The 24,834-nt window shown below is 68.6% G+C and carries 19 protein-coding genes; 14 read left to right on the forward strand and 5 right to left on the reverse strand.

Annotation, left to right across the window (positions count from 1 at the left end; all coding sequences use genetic code 11):
• Positions 1-237: 237 nt before the first annotated feature.
• From prmC to DDF62_RS03725, 8 genes are all read left to right on the forward strand, one after another.
• On the forward strand, positions 238-1,107 hold the full coding sequence (gene prmC, locus DDF62_RS03690; RefSeq protein WP_116487858.1) for a peptide chain release factor N(5)-glutamine methyltransferase: 870 nt from the start codon (positions 238-240) through the stop codon (positions 1,105-1,107).
• A gap of 252 nt (positions 1,108-1,359) precedes the next feature.
• Positions 1,360-2,454 carry a DUF4167 domain-containing protein gene (locus DDF62_RS03695; RefSeq protein WP_116487859.1) on the forward strand — a complete coding sequence of 365 codons (1,095 nt, stop codon included), beginning with the start codon at positions 1,360-1,362 and terminating at the stop codon, positions 2,452-2,454.
• A gap of 83 nt (positions 2,455-2,537) precedes the next feature.
• The gene (locus DDF62_RS03700; protein WP_116487860.1) at positions 2,538-3,569 is read left to right on the forward strand and encodes a sensor histidine kinase; all 1,032 of its coding nucleotides are present in this window, start codon (positions 2,538-2,540) and stop codon (positions 3,567-3,569) included.
• Complete coding sequence (locus DDF62_RS03705) at positions 3,569-3,907, forward strand: response regulator (RefSeq protein WP_116487861.1); 339 nt, start codon at positions 3,569-3,571, stop codon at positions 3,905-3,907. The genes DDF62_RS03700 and DDF62_RS03705 overlap by 1 nt, the downstream gene beginning before the upstream one ends.
• A 63-nt stretch (positions 3,908-3,970) precedes the next feature.
• Entirely contained in the window at positions 3,971-4,564 is a 594-nt protein-coding gene (locus DDF62_RS03710; RefSeq protein ID WP_116487862.1) for a DUF4893 domain-containing protein, read from the forward strand.
• Positions 4,565-4,767: 203 nt separating this feature from the next.
• Positions 4,768-5,517, forward strand: a complete 750-nt coding sequence (locus DDF62_RS03715; protein ID WP_116487863.1) for a M48 family metallopeptidase — start codon at positions 4,768-4,770, stop codon at positions 5,515-5,517.
• 100 nt (positions 5,518-5,617) lie between these two features.
• The gene (gene clpB, locus DDF62_RS03720) at positions 5,618-8,203 is read left to right on the forward strand and encodes an ATP-dependent chaperone ClpB (protein WP_116487864.1); all 2,586 of its coding nucleotides are present in this window, start codon (positions 5,618-5,620) and stop codon (positions 8,201-8,203) included.
• A 430-nt stretch (positions 8,204-8,633) separates the two neighbouring features.
• Positions 8,634-9,212 (forward strand): OmpA family protein, encoded by a 579-nt coding sequence (locus DDF62_RS03725; RefSeq protein WP_116487865.1) that lies wholly within the window; start codon positions 8,634-8,636, stop codon positions 9,210-9,212.
• Between the two features lie 120 nt (positions 9,213-9,332).
• On the opposite strand, the gene DDF62_RS03730 is transcribed toward DDF62_RS03725, so the two are convergent.
• Positions 9,333-9,809: a tRNA (cytidine(34)-2'-O)-methyltransferase gene (locus tag DDF62_RS03730; RefSeq protein WP_116487866.1), complete on the reverse strand. Its 477-nt coding sequence runs from the start codon at positions 9,807-9,809 to the stop codon at positions 9,333-9,335.
• Between the two features lie 201 nt (positions 9,810-10,010).
• Here DDF62_RS03730 and petA point away from each other — a divergent pair, with 201 nt between their 5' ends.
• Genes petA through DDF62_RS03745 form a run of 3 tightly spaced genes read left to right on the forward strand, consistent with a single transcriptional unit; the run spans position 10,011 to position 12,741 of the window.
• Positions 10,011-10,556: a ubiquinol-cytochrome c reductase iron-sulfur subunit gene (gene petA / locus DDF62_RS03735; RefSeq protein ID WP_116487867.1), complete on the forward strand. Its 546-nt coding sequence runs from the start codon at positions 10,011-10,013 to the stop codon at positions 10,554-10,556.
• Positions 10,557-10,561: 5 nt separating this feature from the next.
• Positions 10,562-11,881 (forward strand): cytochrome b, encoded by a 1,320-nt coding sequence (locus tag DDF62_RS03740; RefSeq protein WP_116487868.1) that lies wholly within the window; start codon positions 10,562-10,564, stop codon positions 11,879-11,881.
• A gap of 5 nt (positions 11,882-11,886) precedes the next feature.
• Complete coding sequence (locus DDF62_RS03745) at positions 11,887-12,741, forward strand: cytochrome c1 (protein WP_116487869.1); 855 nt, start codon at positions 11,887-11,889, stop codon at positions 12,739-12,741.
• Positions 12,742-12,944: 203 nt separating this feature from the next.
• Here the strand turns inward: DDF62_RS03745 and DDF62_RS03750 are convergent, their stop codons facing one another.
• The 4 genes from DDF62_RS03750 to DDF62_RS03770 all read right to left on the reverse strand — a co-directional run bounded on the left by DDF62_RS03750 (position 12,945) and on the right by DDF62_RS03770 (position 17,723).
• Positions 12,945-13,340, reverse strand: a complete 396-nt coding sequence (locus DDF62_RS03750) for an OsmC family protein (RefSeq protein ID WP_116487870.1) — start codon at positions 13,338-13,340, stop codon at positions 12,945-12,947.
• A gap of 28 nt (positions 13,341-13,368) precedes the next feature.
• On the reverse strand, positions 13,369-14,112 hold the full coding sequence (locus DDF62_RS03755) for a hypothetical protein (RefSeq protein ID WP_165832165.1): 744 nt from the start codon (positions 14,110-14,112) through the stop codon (positions 13,369-13,371).
• Positions 14,113-14,370: 258 nt separating this feature from the next.
• Entirely contained in the window at positions 14,371-16,629 is a 2,259-nt protein-coding gene (locus tag DDF62_RS03765) for a beta-glucosidase family protein (RefSeq protein ID WP_116487873.1), read from the reverse strand.
• Positions 16,630-16,685: 56 nt separating this feature from the next.
• On the reverse strand, positions 16,686-17,723 hold the full coding sequence (locus DDF62_RS03770) for a LacI family DNA-binding transcriptional regulator (RefSeq protein ID WP_116487874.1): 1,038 nt from the start codon (positions 17,721-17,723) through the stop codon (positions 16,686-16,688).
• 668 nt (positions 17,724-18,391) lie between these two features.
• Between DDF62_RS03770 and DDF62_RS03775 the strand changes: the two genes are divergently transcribed.
• The 3 genes from DDF62_RS03775 to DDF62_RS03785 all read left to right on the forward strand — a co-directional run bounded on the left by DDF62_RS03775 (position 18,392) and on the right by DDF62_RS03785 (position 24,807).
• The gene (locus tag DDF62_RS03775) at positions 18,392-21,535 is read left to right on the forward strand and encodes a TonB-dependent receptor (RefSeq protein ID WP_116487875.1); all 3,144 of its coding nucleotides are present in this window, start codon (positions 18,392-18,394) and stop codon (positions 21,533-21,535) included.
• A 165-nt stretch (positions 21,536-21,700) separates the two neighbouring features.
• Positions 21,701-23,239 carry a tryptophan halogenase family protein gene (locus DDF62_RS03780; RefSeq protein WP_116487876.1) on the forward strand — a complete coding sequence of 513 codons (1,539 nt, stop codon included), beginning with the start codon at positions 21,701-21,703 and terminating at the stop codon, positions 23,237-23,239.
• Positions 23,240-23,277: 38 nt separating this feature from the next.
• The gene (locus DDF62_RS03785; RefSeq protein WP_116487877.1) at positions 23,278-24,807 is read left to right on the forward strand and encodes a tryptophan halogenase family protein; all 1,530 of its coding nucleotides are present in this window, start codon (positions 23,278-23,280) and stop codon (positions 24,805-24,807) included.
• The last annotated feature ends 27 nt before the right edge of the window (positions 24,808-24,834 follow it).

Raw genomic sequence — 24,834 nt, forward strand, 5'->3', positions numbered from 1 at the left:
GGGGCGCGACTGTTCCGGCGGCGCCTCCGGGCTGTCACGTGAAAAGTGGTTCATGCCGCGCGTCGACGGCCTTGCGCGGCGCGGGTTTCGAGGCGCCACCGGAGCGGACCAAGAGGGGCGCCCGCAGCAGGTCCGAACAAGCAACAGCGCATCGCCGCCGCTAATCCATCCGCAATCTCGCCCTCGATCTCGCCCTCGATCTCGCGTTGGGGGCCGCGACGCGCTATTGGAGCCGCCATGACCCTCACCCTCGTCAAAGCCTGGAACGGCGCCAAGGAGCGCCTGAAGGAAGCCGGCATCGATCAGCCCGCCATCGACGCGCGCCTGATGCTTGAAGTCGCCGCCGGCGTCAGCCGCACCGACATCATCACCGACCCCTATCGTGAGCTGACCGCCGAGCAGCTGGCCACGCTGGACGACTACCTGGAGCGCCGCGCCCGCCGCGAGCCGGTCAGCCACATCATCGGCCGCAAGGGCTTCTGGAAGATCCTGCTGTCGGTGACCAAGGACGTCCTGACCCCGCGTCCGGAAACCGAGGTCATCGTCGACGAGGTGCTCAAGGCCTTCCCGGAGACCATGGCCTTCAACATGCTGGACCTGGGCGTGGGCTCGGGTTCGATGCTGCTGGCGATCCTGGCCGAGCGCCCGGCCGCCAAGGGCCTGGGGATCGATATTTCCGAGGAGGCCCTGGCCGTGGCGCGCGAGAACGCGGCCAACCTGGACCTCGACGGCCGCGTGGCGCTGATGCGCGGCGACTGGACGACCGGCCTGGGCGACGCGTCGTTCGACGTGGTGGTCTCCAACCCGCCCTACATCCCCACCGCCGACATCGACACCCTGGAGCCGGAAGTTCGCGACCACGAGCCGCGCCTGGCCCTGGACGGCGGGGCCGACGGCCTGACCGCCTATCGCGCCCTGGCGCCCGAGATCCTGCGGGTGCTCAAGCCGGGCGGCCTGTTCTGCGTCGAGATCGGTTTCGACCAGTCGGCCGACGTCGAGATCCTGTTCAAGGCCGCCGGCGCCCAGAACGTGCGGACGGTCAAGGATCTGTCCACTCACGACCGTGTTGTCACGGGCTTCAAAAACCCCTTGGAAACGCCGGCGTGAGGCGGTAGACGATGAGGGTCTCCTTCCAAATCGCCGGGTGACGGGAAGAGCGGTCGTTTCGACGGCCGCTAGACACATCCGGCAGGCGCGAACGGCCGACGAGGCCGAAAGCCGCGCCCGATCCGGACGGAGACTCTACGGAAACCCAGGTCTCAAGAACATCGAAGGCGAGCCCGAGACGGGCGCACCCAGTCTCAAGAGACCGAATACCGATCGGGCTAAAGTGTCCAGATCGGACAGGTTTAGAAGAAGATGAGAGATTTCAAGGGCATGAAGCGCCAGCGTGGCCGCAACAACCGCGGGGGCGGTGGTGGCAAGCCGCAGCAGCACAACGCCAACCGGGCCTTCGATTCGAACGGTCCCGATGGCGTGAAGGTCCGCGGCGCGGCCCAGAGCGTCTATGAAAAGTACCAGCAGCTGGCTCGTGACGCCTCGTCGTCCGGCGACCGGGTGCTGGCCGAGAACTACCTGCAGCACGCCGAGCACTATTTCCGCGTCCTGCGCGCCATCCAGCCGAATCGTCCGGTCAGCGACATCATCGGCAAGGACGCCTATTCGGCCTACGAGATCGACTTCGAGGCCGAGCCGGAAGAGGCCCCCGAGGCCCCGCCGGCCGCCGAGACGCCCGCCGAGGGCGCCGAAGGCGGCGAGGGCGGTGAAGGTCAGGGCGAGCAACGCCGCAACCGCGACCGCTTCGAGAACCGCGACCGTGACCGCAATCGCGATCGTGACCGCGATGGCCAGCAGGGCGAAGGCCGCCGCGACCGCTGGCGCGACCGCGACGACCGTGACCGCAACCGCGATGATCGTCCCCGTGACGACCGTCCGCGTGATGATCGTCCCCGCGATGACCGCCCGCGCGAAGACCGCTTCCGTGACCGTGACGATCGCCCCCGCGACGACCGTCCGCGCGAAGAGCGCCAGCCGCGCGAGGACCGTCCGGCGGCCGAAGGCGGCGAATTCCAGGGCGAGGCCCGCGAAGGCCGCCGCTCGCGCCGTGACCGGGATCGTGACCGCAATCGCGATCGTGACCGCGGCGAGCGCGACCCGCTGGCCGTGATCGAGCCGGAAGCCGCCCCGCTGGGCGGCGAGGCGCAGGCGGCCGAAAGCTCGCCGGTGCTGCGCGGCCAGGACGGCGCCGTCAGCCACGCTCCGGCGTTCCTGGGTCGCAAGTCCGAGCCCAAGCCCGCTCCCGAACCCAAGGCCGAAGCCGCTCCGGCGGCCGAGAGCCCCGTCGCGCCGGCCCCCGAGGCCGCCGGCGAAGAGGTCAAGAAGCCCCGTCGTCGCCGCGCCCCGCGCAGCTTCGAAGGCGGCGATTCCCCGGCTCCCGAGTCGGAAGACGCCTGAGACGTTCGTTAGACTCCGCCGCGAGGACTTGGCGGCGGATCAACCCATAGGCTAGGCTCCTCTGGACCACAGGGGAGCCAGCCATGGGCGGGCGTGGAGCACAGTCAGGCGGCGCGGGCGAAGAGGCCCGCTATCGCGCCATCGTCGACACGGCGGTGGACGCCATCGTCGTCATAGATGAGCACGGCCGCATCGAAGCCTTCAATCCCGCCGCCGAGCGCCTGTTCGGCTATGCGGCGTCCGACATGATCGGATCCAACGTCAACGGCCTGATGCCCGAGCCGCACCACGCGGCCCACGACGGCTATCTCGACACCTACCGCCGCACCGGCGAGCGCCGGATCATCGGCATCGGCCGCGAGGTGTTCGGCCGCCGCCAGGACGGCACGACCTTTCCTCTGGAGCTTTCCATCGCCGAGTGGCGGTCGGGCGGGCGGCGGTTCTTCACCGGCGTGATGCGCGACGTCACCGAGCGCAAGCGGACCGAGGAGCTGCAGCGGCTGCTGGTCAACGAGCTCAATCACCGGGTCAAGAACACCCTGGCCACCGTGCAGTCGGTGGCCGGCCAGACCCTGCGCAACGCCGCCGACCTGGGCGACGCCCGCGAGTCGCTGACCACGCGCCTGCTGGCCCTGGCCCGCACCCACGACATCCTGACCCGCGAGAGCTGGGACGGCGCGGACCTGCACGACATCATGGCCGGCCTCGTCGACTCCTACGGCGACGCCTCGCGCTTCGAGCTGGCCGGGCCGCCGGTGCGGCTGTCGCCCAAGACCGCGCTGTCGCTGTCGCTGGCGCTGCACGAACTGACCACCAACGCCGCCAAGTACGGGGCCCTGTCGCAATCGACGGGGCTGGTGCGGGTGGGCTGGAGCCGGGAAGGCGAGGGCGACGACGAGCGGCTGCGCCTGCTCTGGCAGGAGGCCGGCGGCCCGCCGGTCTCGCCGCCCGAGCGCCAGGGCTTCGGCAGCCGCCTGATCACCCGGGGGCTGGCCCTGGAACTCGATGGCGAGGCGGCGCTGGACTATCCGCCCGAGGGCGTGGTCTGCACCATCGTCGCCCGCATCCGCCGCCGTCCGGCCGCCCAGCCGACGCCGGCCAGGGGAGCCGCCTGATGCGCGTGCTGATCGTCGAGGACGAGATCATGGTCGCCATGCTGGTCGAGGACCTGCTGACCGACCTGGGCTGCGACGTCACCGGCCCGGCGGTCTCGGCCGAGACGGCGGTGGAGGCGGCGCGGCGCGAGATCGTCGACTTCGCCCTGCTGGACGTGAACCTCGACGGCGGCACCTCGTTCGCGGCCGCCGACATACTGCGAGCGCGCGGCGTGCCCTTCGCCTTCGTCACCGGCTATGGCGACCAGGGCGTGCGGCCCGACCTGCGCGACGCCCCGATCCTCAGCAAGCCGGTCGATCCCCGGCAGTTGGCCCGCACCATCGCCGCCGCCCGCTGAGGCGAACCCTCCGGCCGCTGGCGAGTTACCTGTGCTCCTTCGACGTTCCCCGAGGAGCCGCCCATGCGCGCCGTCGCCGCTCTCGCCCTGTCCTTCATCGCCGCAACGCCCGTCCTGGCCGCCTCGGGCGACTGGCGGCGCGATGCGACGCGCGAGGACATGCAGCGGATCGAGCGGCTGAACTCGGCCTGGGAAGGCGCGCTGTCCGAGGCCCGGCGCGGCGGCCACGCCCGCGACCTGCGGGCGCTGGGCGCGCTGGTCGAGCCGCGCGCGGCGCTGCCGCGACCGCAGCCGGCGCCCGGGACCTACCAGTGCCGCACGATCAAGCTGGGCAGCCCGGGCGGCCGGGGGCTGCCCTACGTCGCCTACGGCTGGTTCCGCTGCCGGGTGGAGCTGACGCCGGGCGGCGACCTCCTGCTGGAAAAGACCACGGGCTCGCAGCGCCAGGCCGGCAACCTCTATCCCGACAGCGACCGGCGGCTGGTGTTCCTCGGCGCGGTGGCGTGGGGCGACCGCGAGGGCCGGGCGACCTACCGCCGCGACCCCGAGCGTGACCAGGCCGGGGTGTTCGAGCGCATCGGGCCCAATCGCTACCGCCTGGTCATGCCCTGGCCCAAGCAGGAATCGAAGCTCGACATCCTCGAGCTGAAGCGGTGACCTTGAGGCCCTCTTCCTGTGGGAGAGGCGCCCGCGAAGCGGACGGAGAGGGGAGGGGCTTCTGACCTTCCAGCGCCTCGAAAGCTGAAAACGGCCCCCCTCCGGCGCTTCGCGCCACCTCCCCCGGAGGGGGAGGATCTTGTTGCCAGCAGCCATCCCCAAGCCTTAAGTCGGGCCGTCGACAACAATAACGCGAGCCGTCCATGCGCCTTCGTCCGTCGCTGGTCCTGATCGCCGGCCTGATGCTTTCGGGCTGCGCCTACAACGCCGAGCTTGGCCGCGACCAGTTCGCCATGGTCGACGAGGCCAGCCTGGCGCGGTCGGGCGAGCAGGCCTGGGAACAGACGCTGCGGACCAGCAAGGTCTCGAAGGACGCGCGGATGAACGCCCGGGTCACCACGGTGGGCCAGCGGATCATCGAGGCGGCGGGCCTGGCCAACCGGCCGTGGGACTACGTGGTGTTCGACAACGACACCCCCAACGCCTTCGTGCTGCCGGGCGGCCATATCGGCGTCAATTCGGGCCTGGTGCGCCTCGTCGACAACGACGACCAGCTGGCCGCTGTGCTCGGCCACGAGGCCGCCCACGTGCTGGGCCGCCACGCCGCCGAGCGCTATTCGCAGCAGATGAGCACCCAGCTCGTCCTCGCCATCGCCCAGGCGGCCGCCGGGGGCGGAAGCAGCGACGGCGGCCGGGCCGTGGCCTCGCTGGGCGGGGCGGGCGCGCAGATGGGCTTCCTGCTGCCGTTCTCGCGCAAGCACGAACTCGAGGCCGACCGCATCGGCGTCGACATCATGCAGCGCGCCGGCTATCGCCCGCGCGAGGCCGTGACCCTGTGGCGCAAGATGCAGGCGCAGGGCGGCTCGGGCCGGCCGGAGTTCGCCTCGACCCACCCCTCGGACGCAACCCGCATCCAGGCGCTGGAAAACTATCTGGCGAGCCAGGGCTGGTGAGCCTTGTGTGGCTCTAGGGCCACACTACATCCCCTGACGGACCGGGCCGTGCTCATCAGAGGCGGCCCGGCCAGATCCGCCTAGTGAAGGGGACGCTGACTTGAAGATCGACATCTATTCCGACCGCGCCAAGCAGGCCGTGCAATCCGCGCAGAGCCTCGCCCTGGCCCGTGGTCACCAGCAACTGGGGCCCGAGCACCTCCTGAAGGTGCTGCTGGAAGAAAAGGACGGGCTTTCGCGCACCATCATCGCCAACGCCGGCGGCCGCCCCGATGCGGCCGACGCGGCCGTGGACGCGATCCTGGCCAAGAACCCGCGCGTCGACGGCGCCGGCGGCCAGCTCTACATGAAGCCTGACACCGCCCGGGTGTTCGCGGCCGCCGAGGACGGCGCCAAGAAGGCCGGCGACGCCTTCGTCACCACCGAACGCCTGCTCGTGGCCATCGCCAAGGACGGCGCCGAGAGCGCCAAGGCGCTGAAGGACGCCGGCGTCTCGGCCCAGAGCCTGGAGACCGCCGCCGCCGCCCTGCGCAAGGGCCGCACCGCCGACAGCGCGACTGCCGAGGAAGGCTATGACGCGCTCAAGCGCTACGCCCGCGACCTGACGGCCGCCGCTCGCGACGGCAAGATCGACCCGGTCATCGGCCGTGACGAGGAGATCCGCCGCACCATCCAGGTCCTGTCGCGCCGCACCAAGAACAACCCGGTGCTGATCGGCGAGCCGGGCGTGGGCAAGACCGCCATCGTCGAAGGCCTGGCCCAGCGCATCGTCAACGGCGACGTGCCCGAGAGCCTGAAGGACAAGAAGCTGCTGTCGCTCGACATGGGCAGCCTGATCGCCGGCGCGAAGTATCGCGGCGAGTTCGAGGAGCGCCTGAAGGCCGTGCTGGCCGAGGTGACCGCGGCCGAGGGCTCGATCATCCTGTTCATCGACGAGATGCACACCCTGGTCGGCGCGGGCAAGAGCGACGGGGCGATGGACGCCAGCAACCTGCTCAAGCCCGCCCTGGCGCGCGGCGAGCTGCACTGCGTGGGCGCCACGACGCTGGACGAGTATCGCAAGCACGTCGAGAAGGACGCCGCCCTCGCGCGTCGCTTCCAGCCGGTGTTCGTGCAGGAGCCGACGGTGGAGGACACCGTCTCGATCCTGCGCGGCCTGAAGGAGAAGTACGAGGTCCACCACGGCGTGCGCATCAGCGACAGCGCCATCGTGGCCGCCGCGACGCTGTCCAACCGCTACATCGCCGACCGCTTCCTGCCCGACAAGGCCATCGACCTGGTGGACGAGGCCGCCAGCCGCGTGCGGATGGCGATCGATAGCAAGCCCGAGGAGCTGGACGAGATCGACCGCCGCCTGGTGCAGCTGAAGATCGAGCGCGAGGCGCTGTCGAAGGAAACCGACGCCGCCTCCAAGCAGCGCCTGGAGAACCTGGAGGTCGAGATCGACGACCTGCAGTTCCGGTCGGACGAGATGACCGCCCGCTGGAAGGCCGAGAAGGACAAGGTCGGCGGCGCGGCGCAAGCCCGCGAAGCCCTCGACCGCCTGCGGGCCGACCTCGCCAACGCCCAGCGCGCCGGCGATTTCGCCCGCGCCGGCCAGATCCAGTACGGCGAGATCCCGGCGCTCGAAAAGCGCCTGGCCGACGCCGAGGCCGGCGAGAACGGCGACAAGGCGCTGACCCCCGAGGTGGTCGACGCCGAGCAGATCGCCGCCGTCGTCAGCCGCTGGACCGGCGTGCCGGTCGAGAAGATGCTGGAAGGCGAGCGCGAGAAGCTGTTGCAGATGGAGGTCGCTCTGCGTTCGCGCGTGGTCGGCCAGGACGAGGCCCTCGAGGCCGTGTCCGACGCCGTCCGCCGCGCCCGCGCCGGCCTGCACGATCCCACGCGGCCGATCGGCTCGTTCCTGTTCCTGGGCCCGACGGGCGTGGGCAAGACCGAGCTGACCAAGGCCCTGGCCGAGTTCATGTTCGCCGACGAGCATGCGATCACCCGCATGGACATGTCGGAATACATGGAGAAGCACTCGGTCAGCCGCCTGATCGGGGCGCCTCCCGGCTATGTCGGCTACGACGAGGGCGGGGCGCTGACCGAGGCTGTCCGTCGCCGTCCGTACCAGGTGGTGCTGTTCGATGAGATCGAGAAGGCTCACCCGGACGTCTTCAACGTGCTGCTTCAGGTGCTGGATGATGGCCGTCTCACGGACGGGCAGGGGCGGACGGTCGATTTCCGCAACACGATCATCATCATGACCTCCAACCTTGGCGCCGAGTTCCTGGCCAATCAGGAGGACGGGGCCGACGTGGAAGAGGTTCGCCCGCTGGTCATGGCCACCGTGCGCGGCCACTTCCGTCCGGAGTTCCTGAACCGGATCGACGAGATCATCCTGTTCAAGCGGCTGGACCGCTCGAACATGAGCGACATCGTCCGCATCCAGCTTGGGCGGGTGGAGAAGCTGCTGGCCGATCGCCGCATGACCCTGGCGCTGGCGCCCGAGGCCCTGCAGTGGCTGGCCGACAAGGGCTACGACCCGGTCTATGGCGCGCGCCCCCTCAAGCGCGTGATCCAGAAGGAACTGGTCGACCCGATCGCCCGCAGGCTGCTGGCGGGCGAGCTGGAGGACGGCGGCGTCATCGCCGTCGGGGCCGACGACGCCGGCCTGTCCTTTGGCCGTGCGACCTTGCAGTAGGCTCCGGCCTGAATTCGACGAGAAGCGCGCTTCGGTCCTCCGGGGCGCGTTTTTCGTTTGCGGTGGCGCGAAAGCCGCCTACATCTAGAGGGAGAGCCGGACGCTTGTCCTGGCCGCCGGCGACGTTCACCCGATTCCGTCGGGAAGCGCCCAGAGCCCGAGTCGAGGGCTTGCGAGCCCGTCGCTCAGCCCCAAAAATCCTCTTCGAACTGAAAATAATTTATGGAACCAAATCGTGGTTCGAGCGATCGCGCGCGGTCAATAGAGTGACCAAGAGCATAGGCTGCAAGCGGCGCCAATCGCGACAAGAACACGCCTATTTTTCGCCTCTGTCACCTGACGGTTTCGTAATGCGAAAGCTGAACGACCCGGATGATTGCGTAGGTCCAAGGTCAAGCTTTCTTTGGATCAATAGGAGAAGATGCGAACAATGATCGGCCAAGTCAAAGGCAGCTTGAAGATGGCGACGGTCGTCGCGCTGGTGGCTGGGGGCCTGGCGGTCAGCGGCTGCGCGACGAAGAAGTACGTCAACACTCAGGTCGGAGCGGTGAACACGCGGGTGGATGGTCACGACACCCAGATCTCCGAGCTCGACAAGACGTCCCGCGAAGCCCTCGATCGCGCCACTGCCGCCGGCAAGCTCGCCGAAGGCAAGTTCATGTACTCGATGGTCCTGTCGGACGACTCCGTGAAGTTCCCGACCGACCAGGACGCCCTGTCCCCCGAGGCCGAACAGCGCCTGGCGGACTTCGCGGCCAAGCTGAAGGAAGAGAACAAGAACGTGTACCTGGAAATCCAGGGCTACACCGACGCCACCGGCGAGGCTGGCTACAACGAAAAGCTGGGCCAGCGCCGCGCCGACGCCGTGCGCAAGTTCCTCTCGCGTCAGGGCGTCGCCCTGAACCGCATGGCGACCATCTCGTACGGCGCGGAAGATCCCGTGGCCCCGAACGAGACCACCGAAGGCCGGGCGCAGAACCGCCGGGTCGTGATCATGGTGCTGGCCTAAGCCTCACGGCTTGGCCGCCAGGGACGCCGAGCGCGGGCGAAGACTCCACACCTCGCCCGCCGCTCGCGGCCCAGCGCCGATGGTTCAACTTGGGCGGTCCCGGAAACGGGGCCGCCTTTTTTACGTCTGCAGCGTGCTCAGCGACGGGAAACCGCCCGTCTGGCGCAGGGCCTCGGCCAGGGCCATCCCAGCGGTCACCGAGACGTTCAGCGAGCGGGCCTGCGACCGCAGCGGGATCACCACCCGGGCGTCGACGGCGGCGTGGACCTCTTCGGGCGCGCCGCGACTCTCGTTGCCGAACAGCAGGGTGTCGCCGGGCTGGAAGGCGAAGTCGTGGAAGCCCTGCTCGCCGCGGGTGGTGAAAAGCACCAGGCGCCCATGGGCGCGCTGCGGCGCCTTCAGAAAGGTCTCCCACGAATCGTGCCGAGTCAGGTGCGCGAGCGGGCCGTAGTCGAGGGCCGCGCGCTTCAAGCTCTTGTCGTCCAAGGGAAAACTACAGGGCTCGATGACGTCGAGCCCCACGTCCAGGCAGGCCGAAAGCCGAATCGCTGCGCCCACGTTCTGGGGAATGCCGGGTTGAAAAAGCGCGAGACGCATTCTAACGAAACCAACCATGGGGCTAGTAGGGGCATTGCTGCACATCGAATAGGGCTTGCGAACTCTGTTCGCCCATCCGATAGGGAGCGTGCCCCTTGTGGCGAAGATCCGTTCGCGGGTCGAGGTAAAGATATCGCGCCGAATGGCGCATTTCCTGGTCTGGCCGTTCGCGGTCGGACGGATTTCAAAGGGTGGAACAAGGTGGCCGACACCGCCGAGGGCGCAACGAAAGGGCCTGGGTCCGATCCCAGCCGACGCGATTTCATTTACATTGCCGCGATCACCGCAGCAGCCGGCGGCGCAGCGGCGCTTGCCTGGCCGTTCATCGACCAGATGAACCCTTCGGCCGATACGCTGGCCCTGGCTTCGACCGAGTTCGATCTGACCAAGGTCGCCGACGGCCAGCAGGTGACGCTGAAGTGGCGGGGTAAGCCGCTCTTCGTGCGCAACCGCACCCCGGCCGAAATCCAGAAGGCGGTCGCCGACGACAGCGCGTCGATGAAGGATCCCCAGAAGGACGCCGACCGCGTGAAGCCGGGCAAGGCCCAATGGCTGGTGTTGATCGGCTCGTGCACCCACCTGGGCTGCGTGCCCACCTTCGGCGGCGGCGACTACGGCGGCTGGTTCTGCCCGTGCCACGGCTCGCACTACGACACGTCGGGCCGCATCCGTAAGGGTCCGGCTCCGCTGAACCTCGCGGTTCCGGAGTACGAGTTCCTGTCCGACACCAAGGTCAAGATCGGGTAAGCCAGATGAGCGGACATTCGACCTACCAGCCGAAGACCGGTTTCGAGCGCTGGCTCGACGCCCGTCTTCCGATCGTGCGCCTGGGCTACGACAGCTTCGTCGACTACCCGACCCCGCGTAACCTGAACTACTGGTGGACCTTCGGCGGCATCCTGTCGCTGTGCCTGGCCAGCCAGCTGATCACCGGCATCATCCTGGTGATGCACTACACCCCCAGCGCCGACCACGCCTTCGCCAGCGTCGAGCACATCATGCGCGACGTGAACTACGGCTGGCTGATCCGCTACATGCACGCCAACGGCGCGTCGATGTTCTTCATCGCCGTCTATGTCCACATGCTGCGCGGCCTCTACTACGGCTCGTACAAGGCGCCCCGCGAGGTGCTGTGGATCCTGGGCTGCGTGATCTACCTGCTGATGATGGCCACGGCCTTCATGGGCTACGTGCTGCCCTGGGGCCAGATGAGCTTCCACGGCGCCGTCGTGATCACCAACCTGTTCGGCGCCCTGCCGCTGGTCGGTCCGTCGATCACCACCTGGCTGTGGGGCGGCTTCGCCGTCGACAACGCCACGCTGAACCGCTTCTTCTCGCTGCACTACCTGCTGCCGTTCATGATCGCGGGCGTCGTGATCCTGCACATCTGGGCCCTGCACGTGGTCGGCCAGAACAACCCGACCGGCGTCGAGCCCAAGTCGAAGGCCGACACCCTGCCCTTCACCCCGTACGCGACGGTGAAGGACGGTTTCGCGATGAGCGTCTTCCTGATCCTCTTCGCGACCTTCGTCTTCTATCTGCCCAACGCCCTGGGCCATGCCGACAACTACGTCGAGGCCAACCCGCTGGTGACGCCGGCGCACATCGTGCCCGAATGGTATTTCCTGCCGTTCTACGCGATCCTGCGCGCCGTGCCGGACAAGCTGCTGGGCGTCTTGGCCATGTTCGGCGCCATCGCCTGCCTGTTCGCCCTGCCGTGGCTGGACACCTCGAAGGTGCGCTCGATGCGCTACCGCCCGACCGCGAAGCTGTATTTCATCATCTTCGTGGTGGCGTGCTGCATCCTGGGTCTCTGCGGCGCCAAGTTGCCGGACGATCCGGTGCTGGGTCACTTCAAGACCTTCACCCTGGGCGACGCCGACCTGAACAGCTTCGTGTGGCTGAGCCGCTTCGCCTCGCTCTACTACTTCGCGTTCTTCCTGGTGATCCTGCCGGTGCTGGGCCTGGTCGAGAAGACCCTGCCGGTTCCGGACTCCATCGCCTCGCCCGTCCTGTCGCACCCGGCCGCCGCGCCGGAGCAAGCGACCGCCGCGCCTGAAATGAAGGGCTGATCCCGATGCTGCGCAAACTCTCCGTCATCGCAGCGGTCGCGGGTCTGATGGCGTCGTTCGCCGCCGCCCCGGCCCTGGCCGCCGGTCACCCGCTGGAACCGGAAAAGATCCACTGGTCGTTCAACGGCCCGTTCGGCAAGTTCGACCAGGCCCAGCTGCAACGCGGCTACAAGGTCTATCGCGAGGTCTGCTCGTCGTGCCACTCCATGAAGCTCGTCAGCTTCCGGAACCTCGGCGACAAGGGTGGTCCGTTCTATAACGAGAAGTACCCGAACTCGAACGACAACCCGTGGGTCAAGGCGATCGCCAAGGAGTTCGAGGTCGCCGACATCGACTCCGAGACCGGCGACGCCATCAAGCGTCCGGCCACCAGCGCCGACCGCTTCCCCTCGCCGTTCCCGAACGAGGCGGCGGCCCGCGCCAGCAACGGCGGCGCGTTCCCGCCGGACATGTCGCTGCTGGCCAAGGCCCGCACCGGCGGTCCCGACTACATCCACGCCATCGTCACGGGCTACAAGAACCCGCCGGCGGGCCTGAAGGTCGGTCCGGGCCAGCACTACAACCCGTACATGCCGGGCGATCTGGCGGCCTACTGGAGCGGTGACCACGCTCATGTTCCGCCGGGCGGCTTCATCGCCATGGCCCCGCCGCTGACCGAGGGCGGCGTCACCTTCGACGACGGCACCAAGGCCACGGTCGACCAGCAGGCCCGCGACGTCTCGGCCTTCCTGATGTGGGCCGCCGAGCCCAAGCTGGAGGAGCGCAAGCAGACGGGCTTCGCGGTGATGATCTACCTGATCCTCTTCGCCGGCCTGCTCTATGCGAGCTACCGCAAGGTCTGGAAGAACGAGTCGCACTGAGCGGCCTGTTCGGACCAGAAATGAAGAAGGGCCCGGCGGCGACGCCGGGCCCTTTTGTTTGGAACCTCCCCCTCTGGGGGAGGCGATCGCGTAGCGATCGGTGGGGGGAGTAACTGGCAATCGGCCATCGCTTCGACAGCTGAAAGCTTCCCCCCGCCGGCCTTCGGCCTCCTCCCCCAAAGGGGGAGGTTCCTTGCTGCCGCTCACCCCCGGTCCAGCACCGTGTCGATCGTGAACCCGCCCTTCAGGGCCAGGGTCACCGGCGTGCGTTCGACCACGTCGCGCAGGCGGGCGATGGCGGCCTCGTCGAGCGCGCCCGTGGCCGAGACCTTGCGGTCGATGCGGGGCTTGTCGCCGTGGGTGTCCAGCGTCAGCGTCGTCTCGATGGTCACCTCGCCCCAGCCCTTGCGGTCGGCGTACATGCGCAGGGTGGTGGCCGTGCAGGCCGCCAGGCCCGCCAGGACGAAGCCGAAGGGCGGCGGACCGGCGTCCTGGCCGCCCAGGGCCTGGGGCTCGTCGCCGACCAGCTTGTGGCCGTTGACGTCGAGCAGGATCGTGTGGCGCGGATCGGCGGTGACGGCGTGAGCGCGTGAGGCCATGGGAAACTCCGTACAGGGAAGAAGCGAGCTAGGGCGTGAGCCAAAGGGCGTGAGCGGCGGGATCCAGCCGCAGGCGACCCCGGGCCAGCACCTCGACGCCGAGGGCGCCGACGACGCCGGGGGGCAGGTCGCCGGCCTTCACCGCGCGGGCGCGGGGATAGAGCCGGCCGTCGAAGGCCAGGCCCGCCACCGTGCCGGCCGGGGCCTGACGCGGTCCGTCGGCCGGTCCACGGGCGCGCAGGGCGGCGGCCGAGGCCGTGTCGAGGGCGAAGGGGCCCTGGACGCTCGAGAAGCCGTCGGAGGCGCTGGCGCGCACCGTCGGCACCCCGCCGACCATCTCGACCGGCAGGGAGGGTCCTGAGGGGCGCGAGAGGCCGTCGGCGGGCTCCAGCCGCAGGCGGCAGGGGGAAAAGTCGATCACCACCGTGTAGCGGGCCAGGATGTCGGCGCCGATGACGCCTGCGATGGGGGCGACGAAGCCGACGCCGCGATAATCGAGGTCGACCACCGTCACGGGCTGGGCCGGCAGGGCCTGGCCGGCCACGCGGACGGGCAGGGAGAGCTCGCTTCCCTCAAAGCCGCCGGCCTGGGCCTTGGTGTCGTGCAGCAGGGTATGCGGCGCCGACAGGTCGATGACGAAGTCGCCGGTCATGTCGCCGATGGCGGCGGGCGCGACGACCGCGCCGTTCTCGAACCAGCAGGCGGTCTCGCCAGCCCGCGCCGAGGCGGCGGTGGCGAGCGTGACGGCCAAAGCGAGAAGCGGAGCGCGCATGGGGGCAGACTAGAGCGTGTGGGGCAGGGGTGGAAAGCGTCGGGTGGCTGACCAAGCCTTAGCCGCACGCATCGCGCATGGCTTGAACGGAAAGAGGGCGGACGCCTGCGCGTCCGCCCCCCTCCGGCCCGTTCTCCAAGATGCTCCCCCTGGAGGGGGAGCTGTCGCGAAGCGACTGAGGGGGAAGTGACAGCGGCGTCGCAGAAGCCGCTTCCCCCTCCGGCCCTTCGGGCCACCTCCCCCTTCGGGGGGAGGGTTTTACTTCCGCAGCCCCACCGGCACGCTCTGCGCCGCGACGGCCGCTGTAGCGCGCGCCGAGATCGCCGCGGACGACGCCCCCAGCTGGACCTCGTAGTCGCCGGCCGCCACCGTCCAGCCATGGGCCTTCTCGTTCCAGGTCGCCAGCAGGCGCGGGTCGACGGCCAGGGTCACGGTCTTGCTGGCGCCGGGTGCGAGGTCGACCTTCTCGAAGCCAGCCAGGCGGCGCGGAGCCTCCCAGCCGCCGGCCTTGGGCGAGACATAGACCTGCGGCACGTCCTTGCCGGCCCGCTTGCCGGTGTTGGTCACCTTGAACGACACGCTCAGCTGGCCGCCGGCGCTCGAGGTCTTCAGGTCCGAATAGGCGAAGCTGGTGTAGGACAGGCCGTGGCCGAACGGGAACAGCGGCGACAGGCCCTTCTTGTCGAACCACTTGTAGCCCACGGCCGCGCCCTCGATCGAATAGTCGACGGAAAACAGCGCGTCGGGCGTCTTCGGGTCGCCGTCGAGCTTGGGCCGCGGCAGCTGGGCCTCGCTGGCCGGGAAGGTCACCGGCAGGCGGCCCGAGGCGTCCACCTCGCCGGTCAGCACGCGGGCGATGGCTTCGCCGCCGCTCGTGCCCGGGAACCAGGCCTGCAACACCGCGCCGACGTCCTTGAGCCACGGCATGGTCACCGGGCCGCCGGTCTCGAGCACGACGACGGTCGGCTTCCCGGCCTGGGCGGCCGCCGCGATCATGGCGTCCTGGTTCTTGGGCAGGGCCAGGGACGACACGTCCTCCGACTCGGTGGTCCACTGGTCGGCGAAGACGATGACGAGGTCGCTGTCGGCCGCCAGCTTGGCGACGGCGCTCGCGTCCTTGCCGTCGTTGTAGGTGAACTTCGCCTGCGGGGCGCGGGCCTGCAGGGCCTTCAGCGGCGACGACGGGTAGTAGATCACCGGGCCCGGCCAGGTCTTGGGCTCCAGCCCCTGCACGGCGCGGCCGCCGGCCGGATAGACCTGCGACGAGCCCCCGCCCGACAGCACGCCGACATCGGCATAGGCGCCGATCACGGCGACCTTCTGGGCCTTCAGCGCCAGGGGCAGCACGCCCTTGTCGTTCTTCAGCAGGACCATGCCTTCCTCGGCGTCGGCCTGGCTGACCTTGCCGTTGGCGGCCAGGTCGATGGGCGCGATCTTCACCGGGTGGTCGACCGCGCCGCTGGCGAACAGCGAGCGGACGATGCGGCGGGCCATGTCGTCGAGGCGCGCCTGGCTGACCGCGCCGCTGGCGAGATCCGCCTTCAGCACGCTGGCCAGGAAGGGCTGCTTGTCGAAGGCGTCGCCGGCCGATTCCTGGTCGAGGCCGGCGTTGACCGACTTGGCGCCCGAGTGCACGGCGCCCCAGTCGGACATCACGTAGCCCTTGTAGCCCCAGTCCTGCTTGAGCACCTTGTTCAGCAGCCAGTCGTTCTCGCAGGCGTAGTGGCCGTTGACGCGGTTGTAGGCGCACATCACCGAGTGCGGATCGGACGCCTCCATGGCGATCTGGAAGGCCAGGAGGTCGGAGGTGCGGGCGTCGGCGTCGCCGATCCTGCTGTCGACCACGAAGCGTCCGGTCTCCTGGGCGTTCAGGGCGTAGTGCTTGATGGTCGAGACGATGTGGTTGGACTGGATGCCCTTGATCTGGGCCCCGACCATCACGCCGGCCAGCAGCGGGTCCTCGCCGCCATATTCGAAGTTGCGGCCGTTGCGCGGCTCGCGGACCAGGTTCACGCCGCCGGCCAGCATGACGTTGAAGCCAGAGTCGCGGGCCTCCTTGCCGATCATCGCGCCGCCCTTTTCGGCCAGGGCCGGGTTCCAGGTGGCGGTGGTGGCCATGCCCGAGGGCAGGGCGGTGCGCTCGCGGAACTCGGCCGCGCTGCCTTGGGTGGCCACGCCGATGCCGGCGTCGGTCTCGAACTGGGCCGGGATGCCCAGGCGCGGCAGGCCCGGCACGTAGCCGGCCGAGCCGGGCAGCGAGGCTTCGATGCGCGTATACTTCGGCTTCATGTCGGCGCCGAAGTAGCCGTAGACGAGGGTCAGCTTCTCGTCCTGGGTCATGGCCTTGACGGCCAGGTCGGCGCGGGTGTCGGCGTCGAGCTTGGGGTCCAGCCAAGGCTGGCCGGCCGGCGCGGCGGCGGGCGCGGCGTGGCCGGCATGTTCCTGGGCGAGGGCGGGGACGCCCATCGTGGCGATGGTCAGGGCCAGGGCGCTGGCGCGCCAGAGACGCGAGTTCATTCTACCTCCCACTTGTATGATCTTGGCCGGCGGACCGGCGGGTGTTTCGTCGTCCGTCAGCCGGACTTGCCCGGCGGCCGCTTGCGGGCCGGGCCGGTGGATTCGCGGACCACCAGGGTGTGCTGGGCAAGGAACGGACTGGGGCGGATGCCGGAGTCGCTGCTGTTCCAGGCGGCGAAGGTCTGCAGGGCGCGCAGGGCCATCGGCTCGAACGGCTGGCGGATGGTGGTCAGGGTCGGCCAGATGACCCCGGCGATCGGCGCGTCGTCGAAGCCGACCACCGACAGGTCGTCGGGAATGCGCAGGCCGCGGCGCTGGGCCTCCATGCAGGTGGCGGCGGCCATGTCGTCATTGGCGGCGAAGATGGCGGTCGGCGGCTCGTCGATGTCGAGCAGCAGCTTGGCCGCGTCCATGCCGGTCTTGAAGGTGAACTCGCCCCCGACGATCAGCTCCGGGGCCGGGCGCGGCAGGCCGGCGGCGGCGTAGGCCTCGAAGAAGCCGTTGCGGCGGTGGGTGCTGGCGGCGTGGTCGGGGTGACCGGCGATGTGGCCGATGCGGGTGTGGCCCAGGCTGAACAGGTGCTCGACCACCTCGCGGGCGGCGGCGCGGTCGTCCATGGCGATGGCCGGGAAGTTGGGGTCGGGCGTGGTCGGCGAGATCAGCACGCAGCGCACGTCAAGCTCGCGCATCAGCGCCTTCAGCGGACCAAAGTCGCATTCGGGCGGCAGAAGGATGACTTCGCGGATGCCGCCGTCCTCGATGAAGGCGCGGATGCGCTCGTGCCAGCCGACCACCGGGCCGTCGAACAGTTCCACCGTCAGGTGGCGGCCGGTCTCCAGGCAGGCCAGCAGCAGGGCGTGGTGGGTGCGGGTGTGATAGCCGCCGCTGGGGTCGCCCATCAGCACGCCGACGGCCGAGGCCCCTTGCGCGCGGAAATGACGGGCCACGGCGCTGGGCTGGTAGCCGATGGCGGCCATGGCCTCGCGGACCTTGTCGCGGGTCTTTGTGGTGACGCTGGCGTGGTCGTTCATCACGCGCGAGACGGTCTTGGCCGAGACCCCCGCCCGTTTGGCCACATCGTGAATCGTCGTCATTCGTAAAGACCCGCACCCGACTCGGCCGCGTGACGCGCATCCCCCAAGAGGGGCGGCGCGGCGGCTCCCGGGGACCAGCCATACCGCAGCTCGACCGCCTTGTCATGCGACTGGACAATTGCGGGTCAAAAAATGTCCTTGTCGTGGACATTTGGCGGGTCATTTGGGGGTGCCCGTCGGGTCATTGCGGTTGCTCTGGAACCGCTTCCGATTCCCCTTCGATCGAAAAATGACGTCGGTCTGTCCTTCTCGGACATCCTGCAAGCGGCTCGCGCCTGGGTAGCTGTCAGCGCTGTCTTTCAGGCTTTGGATGCGGCGGGGGGGTCAGAATATTCAATAAAAACAACATGAAATTCCAGTGGTGGTTTAGGGGCGCGGCGCGCCGCCTCGTCGTGGCGACGCTTCGAAATCCGCCGATTTCCGAAAATGACAACGTTGACATTCTTGTTGACTTGCCGGGGACATTTGGGAATGTTGCCACCGTGACCGGCGTCTGAGAGCCGGATCGCAGCACCGTTCCGGCGCCGGGGGTCGCCGACAGGACAATCACCGGGTCACGACCGCCGAAGCAGGTTGGCGTGAAGGTCGAGACCCGGCTCGAGACCCACCGCGGCGTCAAAAGGCGTCGCGGCCCGAACGCAAGAACAAGACATTGGGGAGCGATCGATTTGACCACACCACGTAGCAAGTCCGTCTGGACTCGCGGCCTGACCCTGGCCCTTCTGGCCGGCGCGTCGCAGGCCGTCATCACCACATCCGCCCTGGCGCAGACCGCCGGTTCGACCGAAGAGACCGCGGTCGAGGAGATCGTCGTCACCGGCGTGCGCGGCTCGCAGCTGAAGTCGGTCGACGTCAAGCGCCGCGAGGCCTCGATCGTCGACGCCATCTCGGCCGAGGACATCGGCAAGCTGCCCGACGTCACCATCGCCGACTCGCTGCAGCGCATCCCGGGCATCCAGATCCAGCGCAACGCCGGTGAAGGCGCCACCGTCAACATCCGGGGCCTGGCCCAGGTCATCACCCTGCTGAACGGCGAGCAGTACCTCAGCGCGGGCAACATGGGCTCGGCCCAGCCCAACCTGCTGGACGTGCCCTCGCAGCTGATGAACCAGGTGCTGGTCTACAAGTCGACCGACCCGAACAACGCCCTGTCGGGCATCTCGGGCACCATCGACCTGCGCACCCGCCGGCCGTTCCAGATGCAGGAAGGCTTCACCTTCGCCGGCGCGGCCGAGGCCCAGCGCGGCGAACGCACCAAGGAAGACGACTACCTGGCCAACATCCTGGCCAGCTGGCGCAACGACCGCGTCGGCCTGCTGGTTTCGGCCGCGCAGAGCAAGTCGAACCTGGGCAACAACTTCTCGGGCGCCGTCTCGCTGTCGGGCAACAACGACTGGGGCGGTTCGAACCCGAACAACTTCCTGTCGCCGCACGGCTTCGAAAGCTTCAACCGCGTCGTCGAGCGCAAGCGCACCGGCGTCAACGTGTCGTTCGAGGCCGACCTGGGCGAGGGCTTCACCCTGGTCGCCGAGGGCTTCTACGCCAAGCTCGACGAATACAACCGCGCCGCCGGCATCAACATCTCCAACCGCTGGGACGGCGGCGCTTTCGGCAACTGGACCCGTCCCACCGACTTCGAGCAGACCGGCGTCAGCGCGCCGCCGCCCGGCCCGGCCCCGATCGGCGGCAACGGCCGTCCGTGGCTGGCGGTCAGCGAGTACGACATCGACGCCTGGTGGGTGAACTCGTTCACCGTCAACCGCGTCACCAAGTCCGAGAGCAAGAACTACAATCTCGAACTGAAGTACGACAACGGCGGCAACTTCACCTCGGAAGTGCGGGCCATCCGCGCCAACGGCGACCGCCTGAGCATGAACGGCCAGGCCCAGGGCGACCTGTCCAACTGGCAGTACGCGCCGGACCGCTTCACGCTGTTCCGCAACGCCCAGGACCGCACCCGCGGCACCTTCTATCCGAAGGCCATCTGCGACCAGTATCCGGCCAGCCAGCGCAGCAACGCCGTCACCGGCTCGGCCGGCGGCTGCTACCTGAACCCCAACCCCTTGGGCTACGGCCAGAACCCGCAGCTGCACTATGACGTCAGCGGCAAGAGCCCGGTGTGGAGCGGCTTCGACACCCCGATCTCGGGCGGCCTGGGCGCAGGCAAGACCCTGCGCGACTACATGGCCAACAAGGACAGCTACGCGATCGGGGCCTTCTCGTCGGAAGGCAACAACGAAGTCGAGTCGGACATGAACGTGTTCCGCGCCGACGGTCACTACAAGTTCGACGAGAAGTTCCTGGGCTTCATCACCAAGGTCGACGCCGGCGTCCGCCAGAGCGACCGCTCGGTCAGCGTCGAGCAATTCCACCTGTTCTCGGGCTTCTACGGCGGGGTTCCCGGCGCGGTGCAGGCCAACGGCGCGCCCGTTCCGGCCGGCGGCTGCATGGCCCAGTGGAAGGCCATCGACGTCGTTATGAACCAGAACCAGTGCCAGGCCGGCGAGTTCGTGCCCAACCCGATCACCGGCGTGCCGGAGTTCCAGGGCTACACGGTCAACCGTCCGACCAAGCTGACGACCTACAACAACGCCATCTGGGTCAACAACCTGGGCGGCGTCACCAAGGGCATGCCCGGCTTCTGGGCCATCGACCCGCGTGACTTCGACGACGTGCTGGCCTTCCAGAAGAAGGTGTTCGGCGACGCCGTCCGCGTGCAGGTGCCTGGCCAGACCTACGACGTCGACCTGAAGGAACAGAGCGCCTACGGCGCCGGCGCCTTCGAGATCGGCCAGCTGTCGGGCGACTTCGGCCTGCGCGTCATCCAGACGGAACTGCTGGTGAAGCAGAACCTGACCGGCGACGTCATGAACTACGGCGACACCAACGCCGACGCCGGCGACACGGTCACCCGCCGCAAGTACACGGACTGGCTGCCGTCGTTCAACGCCACCTACGACCTGACCGACAACATCAAGCTGCGCTTCGCCTATTCGAAGACGATGCAGCCGCTCGACCTGGGCAGCTACGGCGGCGGCCTGTCGATCTTCACCGCCGACTGCGGCGCCAGCATGCCGAACGTTCGCTGCGTGACCGGGGCCAGCGCCTCGGGCAACCCGAACCTCGACCCGTGGCGCTCGCAGAACTTCGACGGCGCGATCGAGTACTACTTCGGCCGGGCCTCGATGCTGAACATCTCGGCCTTCAAGCTGAAGATCGACAGCTTCGTCACCGGCGGCACCATCAAGGGCAGCTTCCCCGACCAGGACGGCGTGATCCGCCGCGAGGTCGACGTGTCGCTGCCGCTGCAAGGCGACGGCGGCGAGGTCTCGGGCGTGGAGCTGGGCGCCAAGATCGCCTTCACCGACATCATCCCGGACGTGCCGATCCTGAAGAACTTCGGCGTCGACACCAACTACACCTACTCGCCCAGCGAGGAGTCGCGTCTGGACCTGAAGGGCGACAAGCTGCCGTTCTTCGACAACTCCAAGCACCAGTTCAACCTGGTCGGCTGGTACCAGGACGACAAGCTGCAGGCGCGCGTGGCCTACAACTACCGCACCGATCGCCTGTCCGGCACCATGGGCGGCGGCGGCCAGCGGGTGATCCCCATCTACCAGGGCTCCACCGGCTACGTCGACGTCAACGTCAGCTACGACGTCCGCAAGGACGTGACGGTCTACTTCAACGGCTCGAACGTCACCGGCGAGATCGAGGACTACTACCTGCGTTTCGCCAAGGGCAAGGAACAGTACTCGTCGCAGAACGAGTTCGAGCCCCGCTACACGATCGGTCTCCGCGCCAAGTGGTGATCTGAAGCCTTCCTCCCTGCGCCCGCCGTGGCGGCCCTTCGGGGTCGCCACGGCGGCTCTTTTTGTTTGGGAGGCAGCTATTCAACGGCGCTTTCGGGCGCCAGTTTTCCGGTTCGGCCATCGGCGCTTTCCGGCGTCGATTTTCCGGTTCGGGGAGGACCGGCCATGAGCGAAGACGTCCGCAACGGGCGCATCCGCAGCATCGTCATCGTCGGCGGGGGCACCGCCGGCTGGATGGCGGCCGCGAGCCTGCGCCGCCATTTCGGCAAGGCGCCGATCGACATCACCCTGGTCGAGAGTTCCGAGATCGGCACGATCGGGGTGGGCGAGGCGACCATCCCCACCATCCGCAATTTCTACCAGTCGCTGGGCCTGGACGACCTGGAGGTGCTGCGCGCCACGCAGGGCACGTGCAAGCTGGGCATCCGCTTCAAGGACTGGATGGCCCCGGGCTCGGCCTTCATCCATCCCTTCAGCCTGTACGGCCAGGACCTGAACGGCGTTCCCTTCCAGCACTATTGGCTGAAGGCCCGCGCCTCCGCCGACGTGGGCGAAATGGGCGAGTATTCGCTGGGCGCCAGCCTGGCGGCGGCGGGCAAGTTCACCGTGCCGACCGCCAATCCGCCCTCCAGCCTGTCGGTGTTCGACTGGGCGCTGCACTTCGACGCGGCCCTGTTCGCCCAGCTGATGCGCCGCGTGGCCGAGGCCAACGGCGTCAGGCGCATCGACGCCAAGGTCGTGAAGGTCAACCTGCGCCCAGAGGACGGTTTCGTCGCCTCGCTGGACCTGCATACAGGCGCAAACATCGAGGGCGAGCTCTTCATCGACTGCTCGGGCTTTCGCGGCCTGCTGATCGAGGAGGTGCTGGGAACCGGCTACGAGGACTGGTCGCGGTGGCTGTTCTGCGACCGGGCGCTGGCCGTGCAGAGCCAGCCTCCGGAGGGCGCGCAGCCTCCGCCCTATACCGACGTCACCGCCCACAGCGCCGGCTGGCGCTGGCGCATTCCGCTGCAGCACCGCTACGGCAACGGCTACGTCTATTCGAGCCGCCACATCGACGACGAGGCCGCCAAGGCCGAGCTGGTCGCCGCCGTGCCAGACCGGCTGCTGCACGAGCCGCGCCTGATCCGCTTCACCCCCGGCCGCCGCAAGCAGGTGTGGAACCGCAACGTCGTGGCCCTGGGCCTGGCGTCGGGCTTCCTCGAGCCGCTGGAGAGCACCTCGATCGCGCTGATCGAGACGGGCATCGAGAAGCTCAAGGCCCTGTTCCCGGACCGTAGCTTCGATCCGGCCGTGGTCGACGAGTTCAACGACTGGTCCCGCCGCGAGATGGAGCGGGTGCGCGACTTCGTGGTGCTGCACTACAAGGCCGCCCAGCGGGGCGACACGCCGTTCTGGCGCACCACCCGCGACGCCGACATCCCCGAGACCCTGGCCCGCAAGGTCGAGCTGTTCCGCTCGCGTGGGCACATCGCTCGCTACCGCTGGGAGATGTTCCAGCCGCCCAGCTGGCTGGCGATCTTCGCCGGCTTCGACATCCTGCCGGGCGGCTGGGATCCGGCGCTGGACGGGATCGACGGGCAGGCCCTGGCCGCCAGCCTCAACCAGATGCGGGCGGGCGTGGCCCGGGCGGTGGCCCAGGCCCCCACCCACGGCGATTTCCTGCGCCGCTATGTCGGCGCGGCGCCGGCGGCGGCCGAATAGACAAGAACGACAAGAAACAAGCGTACGGGAGACGGCCGATGGCCAACAATCTGCGGAAGATCGTGATCGTGGGCGGCGGCTCGGCCGGCTGGATCACGGCGGCGATGATCAGCCACTATCTCAAGGACAGCCCCTGCGAGATCGAGCTGATCGAGTCCGAGCAGATCGGCATCATCGGCGTGGGCGAAAGCACCATCCCGCCGTTCCTCCAGCTGATCCGCAGCCTGGGGATCGACGAGAAGGAGTTCATGCAGGAGACCCAGGCCGCCTTCAAGCTGGCCATCCGGTTCGAGAACTGGCGCCAGAAGGGCGAGGTCTACTACCACCCGTTCGGCCTGATCGGCGGTCTGGTGGACGTGCACGAGTTCTACCAGGTCTGGCTGCGCGGCAAGGCCGAGGGCCATCCGTCCAGCCTGCAGGACTTCGCCCCGGCCTCGGTGATGGCCGATCGCTGGAAGTTCATGTCGCCGGCCATGGCCCCGCGCACCATGCTGGCCAACGCCAACTACGCCGTGCACATCGACGCGGCCCTGCTGGCCAAGTTCCTGCGCAAGTTCGCCGAGGCCCGGGGCGTCAAGCGCACCGAGGGCATCGTCAAGGACGTGGCCACCCGTCCCGACGGCTTCATCGAGAAGGTGATCCTGCAGGACGGCCGCGAGGCCTCAGGCGACCTCTTCATCGACTGCTCGGGCTTCCGTTCGCTACTCAGCGGCAAGACCCTGGGCACCGAGTTCCTCGACTGGTCGGACGTGCTGCTGAACGACCGGGCCATCGCGGTGCAGACCGCCAACATCCAGGACCCGCACCCCTACACCCTGGCCCAGGCCCAAGACGCCGGCTGGCGCTGGCGCATCCCGCTGCAGCACCGGGCCGGCAACGGCTACGTCTATTGCAGCCAGTATTGCAGCGACGACGAGGCCCTGGCCACGCTGATGAGCCAGGTCGAGGGCGAGGCGGTGCGCGATCCCTGGCTGGTGCCGTTCAAGACCGGCATGCGCAAGCAGCTGTTCAACAAGAACTGCGTGGCCATCGGCCTGGCCGGCGGCTTCATCGAGCCGCTGGAGTCGACCGCCCTGCACCTGATCTATCGCGGCGTCGACTACCTGCTGCGGTTCTTCCCCGATCGCGACTGCGATCCGTTGCTGGCGGCCGAGTACAACAGGCGCATGCAGGTCGACTACGAGGAGATCCGCGACTTCATCGTGCTGCACTACTTCACGACCAAGCGCGACGACACGCCGTTCTGGCGCGCCTACCAGCAGGTGACGCCGCCCGAGAGCCTGCGCGAGCGGATCGAGCTGTTCAAGGCCAGCGGCGTGCTGCGCGACGGCGTCGACGACATGTTCCGCGCCCCCAGCTGGCAGTCGGTGATGGAGGGCATGGGCATCCGGCCCAAGCGCTACCAGCAGCTGGTCGACACCCTGCCGGCCGGGGTGGTGAAGGGGCTGCTCGACAAGTCGGCCCCGATGCTCAGCGAGCTGGTGGACACCCTGCCCAGCCACGGCGACTTCCTGCGCCAGCACTGCCCGGCGCCGGTGCCCGAGGCGCTGCTGAAGAAGGCGGGGTAGATCGTTTTACCCTCTCCCCACGGGAGA

Source organism: Caulobacter radicis (genome assembly GCF_003094615.1).
GTDB classification, from domain to species: Bacteria; Pseudomonadota; Alphaproteobacteria; order Caulobacterales; family Caulobacteraceae; genus Caulobacter; species Caulobacter radicis.

Bases quoted from the DNA above. Each gene is read 5' to 3' on its own strand.
- DDF62_RS03700 (WP_116487860.1), top strand. From the start codon at position 2,538: ATGGGCGGGCGTGGAGCACAGTCAGGCGGCGCGGGCGAAGAGGCCCGC.
- DDF62_RS03730 (WP_116487866.1), bottom strand. From the start codon at position 9,809: ATGCGTCTCGCGCTTTTTCAACCCGGCATTCCCCAGAACGTGGGCGCA.
- DDF62_RS03780 (WP_116487876.1), top strand. From the start codon at position 21,701: ATGAGCGAAGACGTCCGCAACGGGCGCATCCGCAGCATCGTCATCGTC.
- DDF62_RS03740 (WP_116487868.1), top strand. From the start codon at position 10,562: ATGAGCGGACATTCGACCTACCAGCCGAAGACCGGTTTCGAGCGCTGG.
- DDF62_RS03725 (WP_116487865.1), top strand. From the start codon at position 8,634: ATGATCGGCCAAGTCAAAGGCAGCTTGAAGATGGCGACGGTCGTCGCG.
- DDF62_RS03705 (WP_116487861.1), top strand. From the start codon at position 3,569: ATGCGCGTGCTGATCGTCGAGGACGAGATCATGGTCGCCATGCTGGTC.
- DDF62_RS03710 (WP_116487862.1), top strand. From the start codon at position 3,971: ATGCGCGCCGTCGCCGCTCTCGCCCTGTCCTTCATCGCCGCAACGCCC.
- DDF62_RS03765 (WP_116487873.1), bottom strand. From the start codon at position 16,629: ATGAACTCGCGTCTCTGGCGCGCCAGCGCCCTGGCCCTGACCATCGCC.
- DDF62_RS03785 (WP_116487877.1), top strand. From the start codon at position 23,278: ATGGCCAACAATCTGCGGAAGATCGTGATCGTGGGCGGCGGCTCGGCC.
- DDF62_RS03750 (WP_116487870.1), bottom strand. From the start codon at position 13,340: ATGGCCTCACGCGCTCACGCCGTCACCGCCGATCCGCGCCACACGATC.
- DDF62_RS03715 (WP_116487863.1), top strand. From the start codon at position 4,768: ATGCGCCTTCGTCCGTCGCTGGTCCTGATCGCCGGCCTGATGCTTTCG.
- DDF62_RS03745 (WP_116487869.1), top strand. From the start codon at position 11,887: ATGCTGCGCAAACTCTCCGTCATCGCAGCGGTCGCGGGTCTGATGGCG.
- prmC (WP_116487858.1), top strand. From the start codon at position 238: ATGACCCTCACCCTCGTCAAAGCCTGGAACGGCGCCAAGGAGCGCCTG.
- DDF62_RS03695 (WP_116487859.1), top strand. From the start codon at position 1,360: ATGAGAGATTTCAAGGGCATGAAGCGCCAGCGTGGCCGCAACAACCGC.
- DDF62_RS03770 (WP_116487874.1), bottom strand. From the start codon at position 17,723: ATGACGACGATTCACGATGTGGCCAAACGGGCGGGGGTCTCGGCCAAG.
- DDF62_RS03755 (WP_165832165.1), bottom strand. From the start codon at position 14,112: ATGCGCGCTCCGCTTCTCGCTTTGGCCGTCACGCTCGCCACCGCCGCC.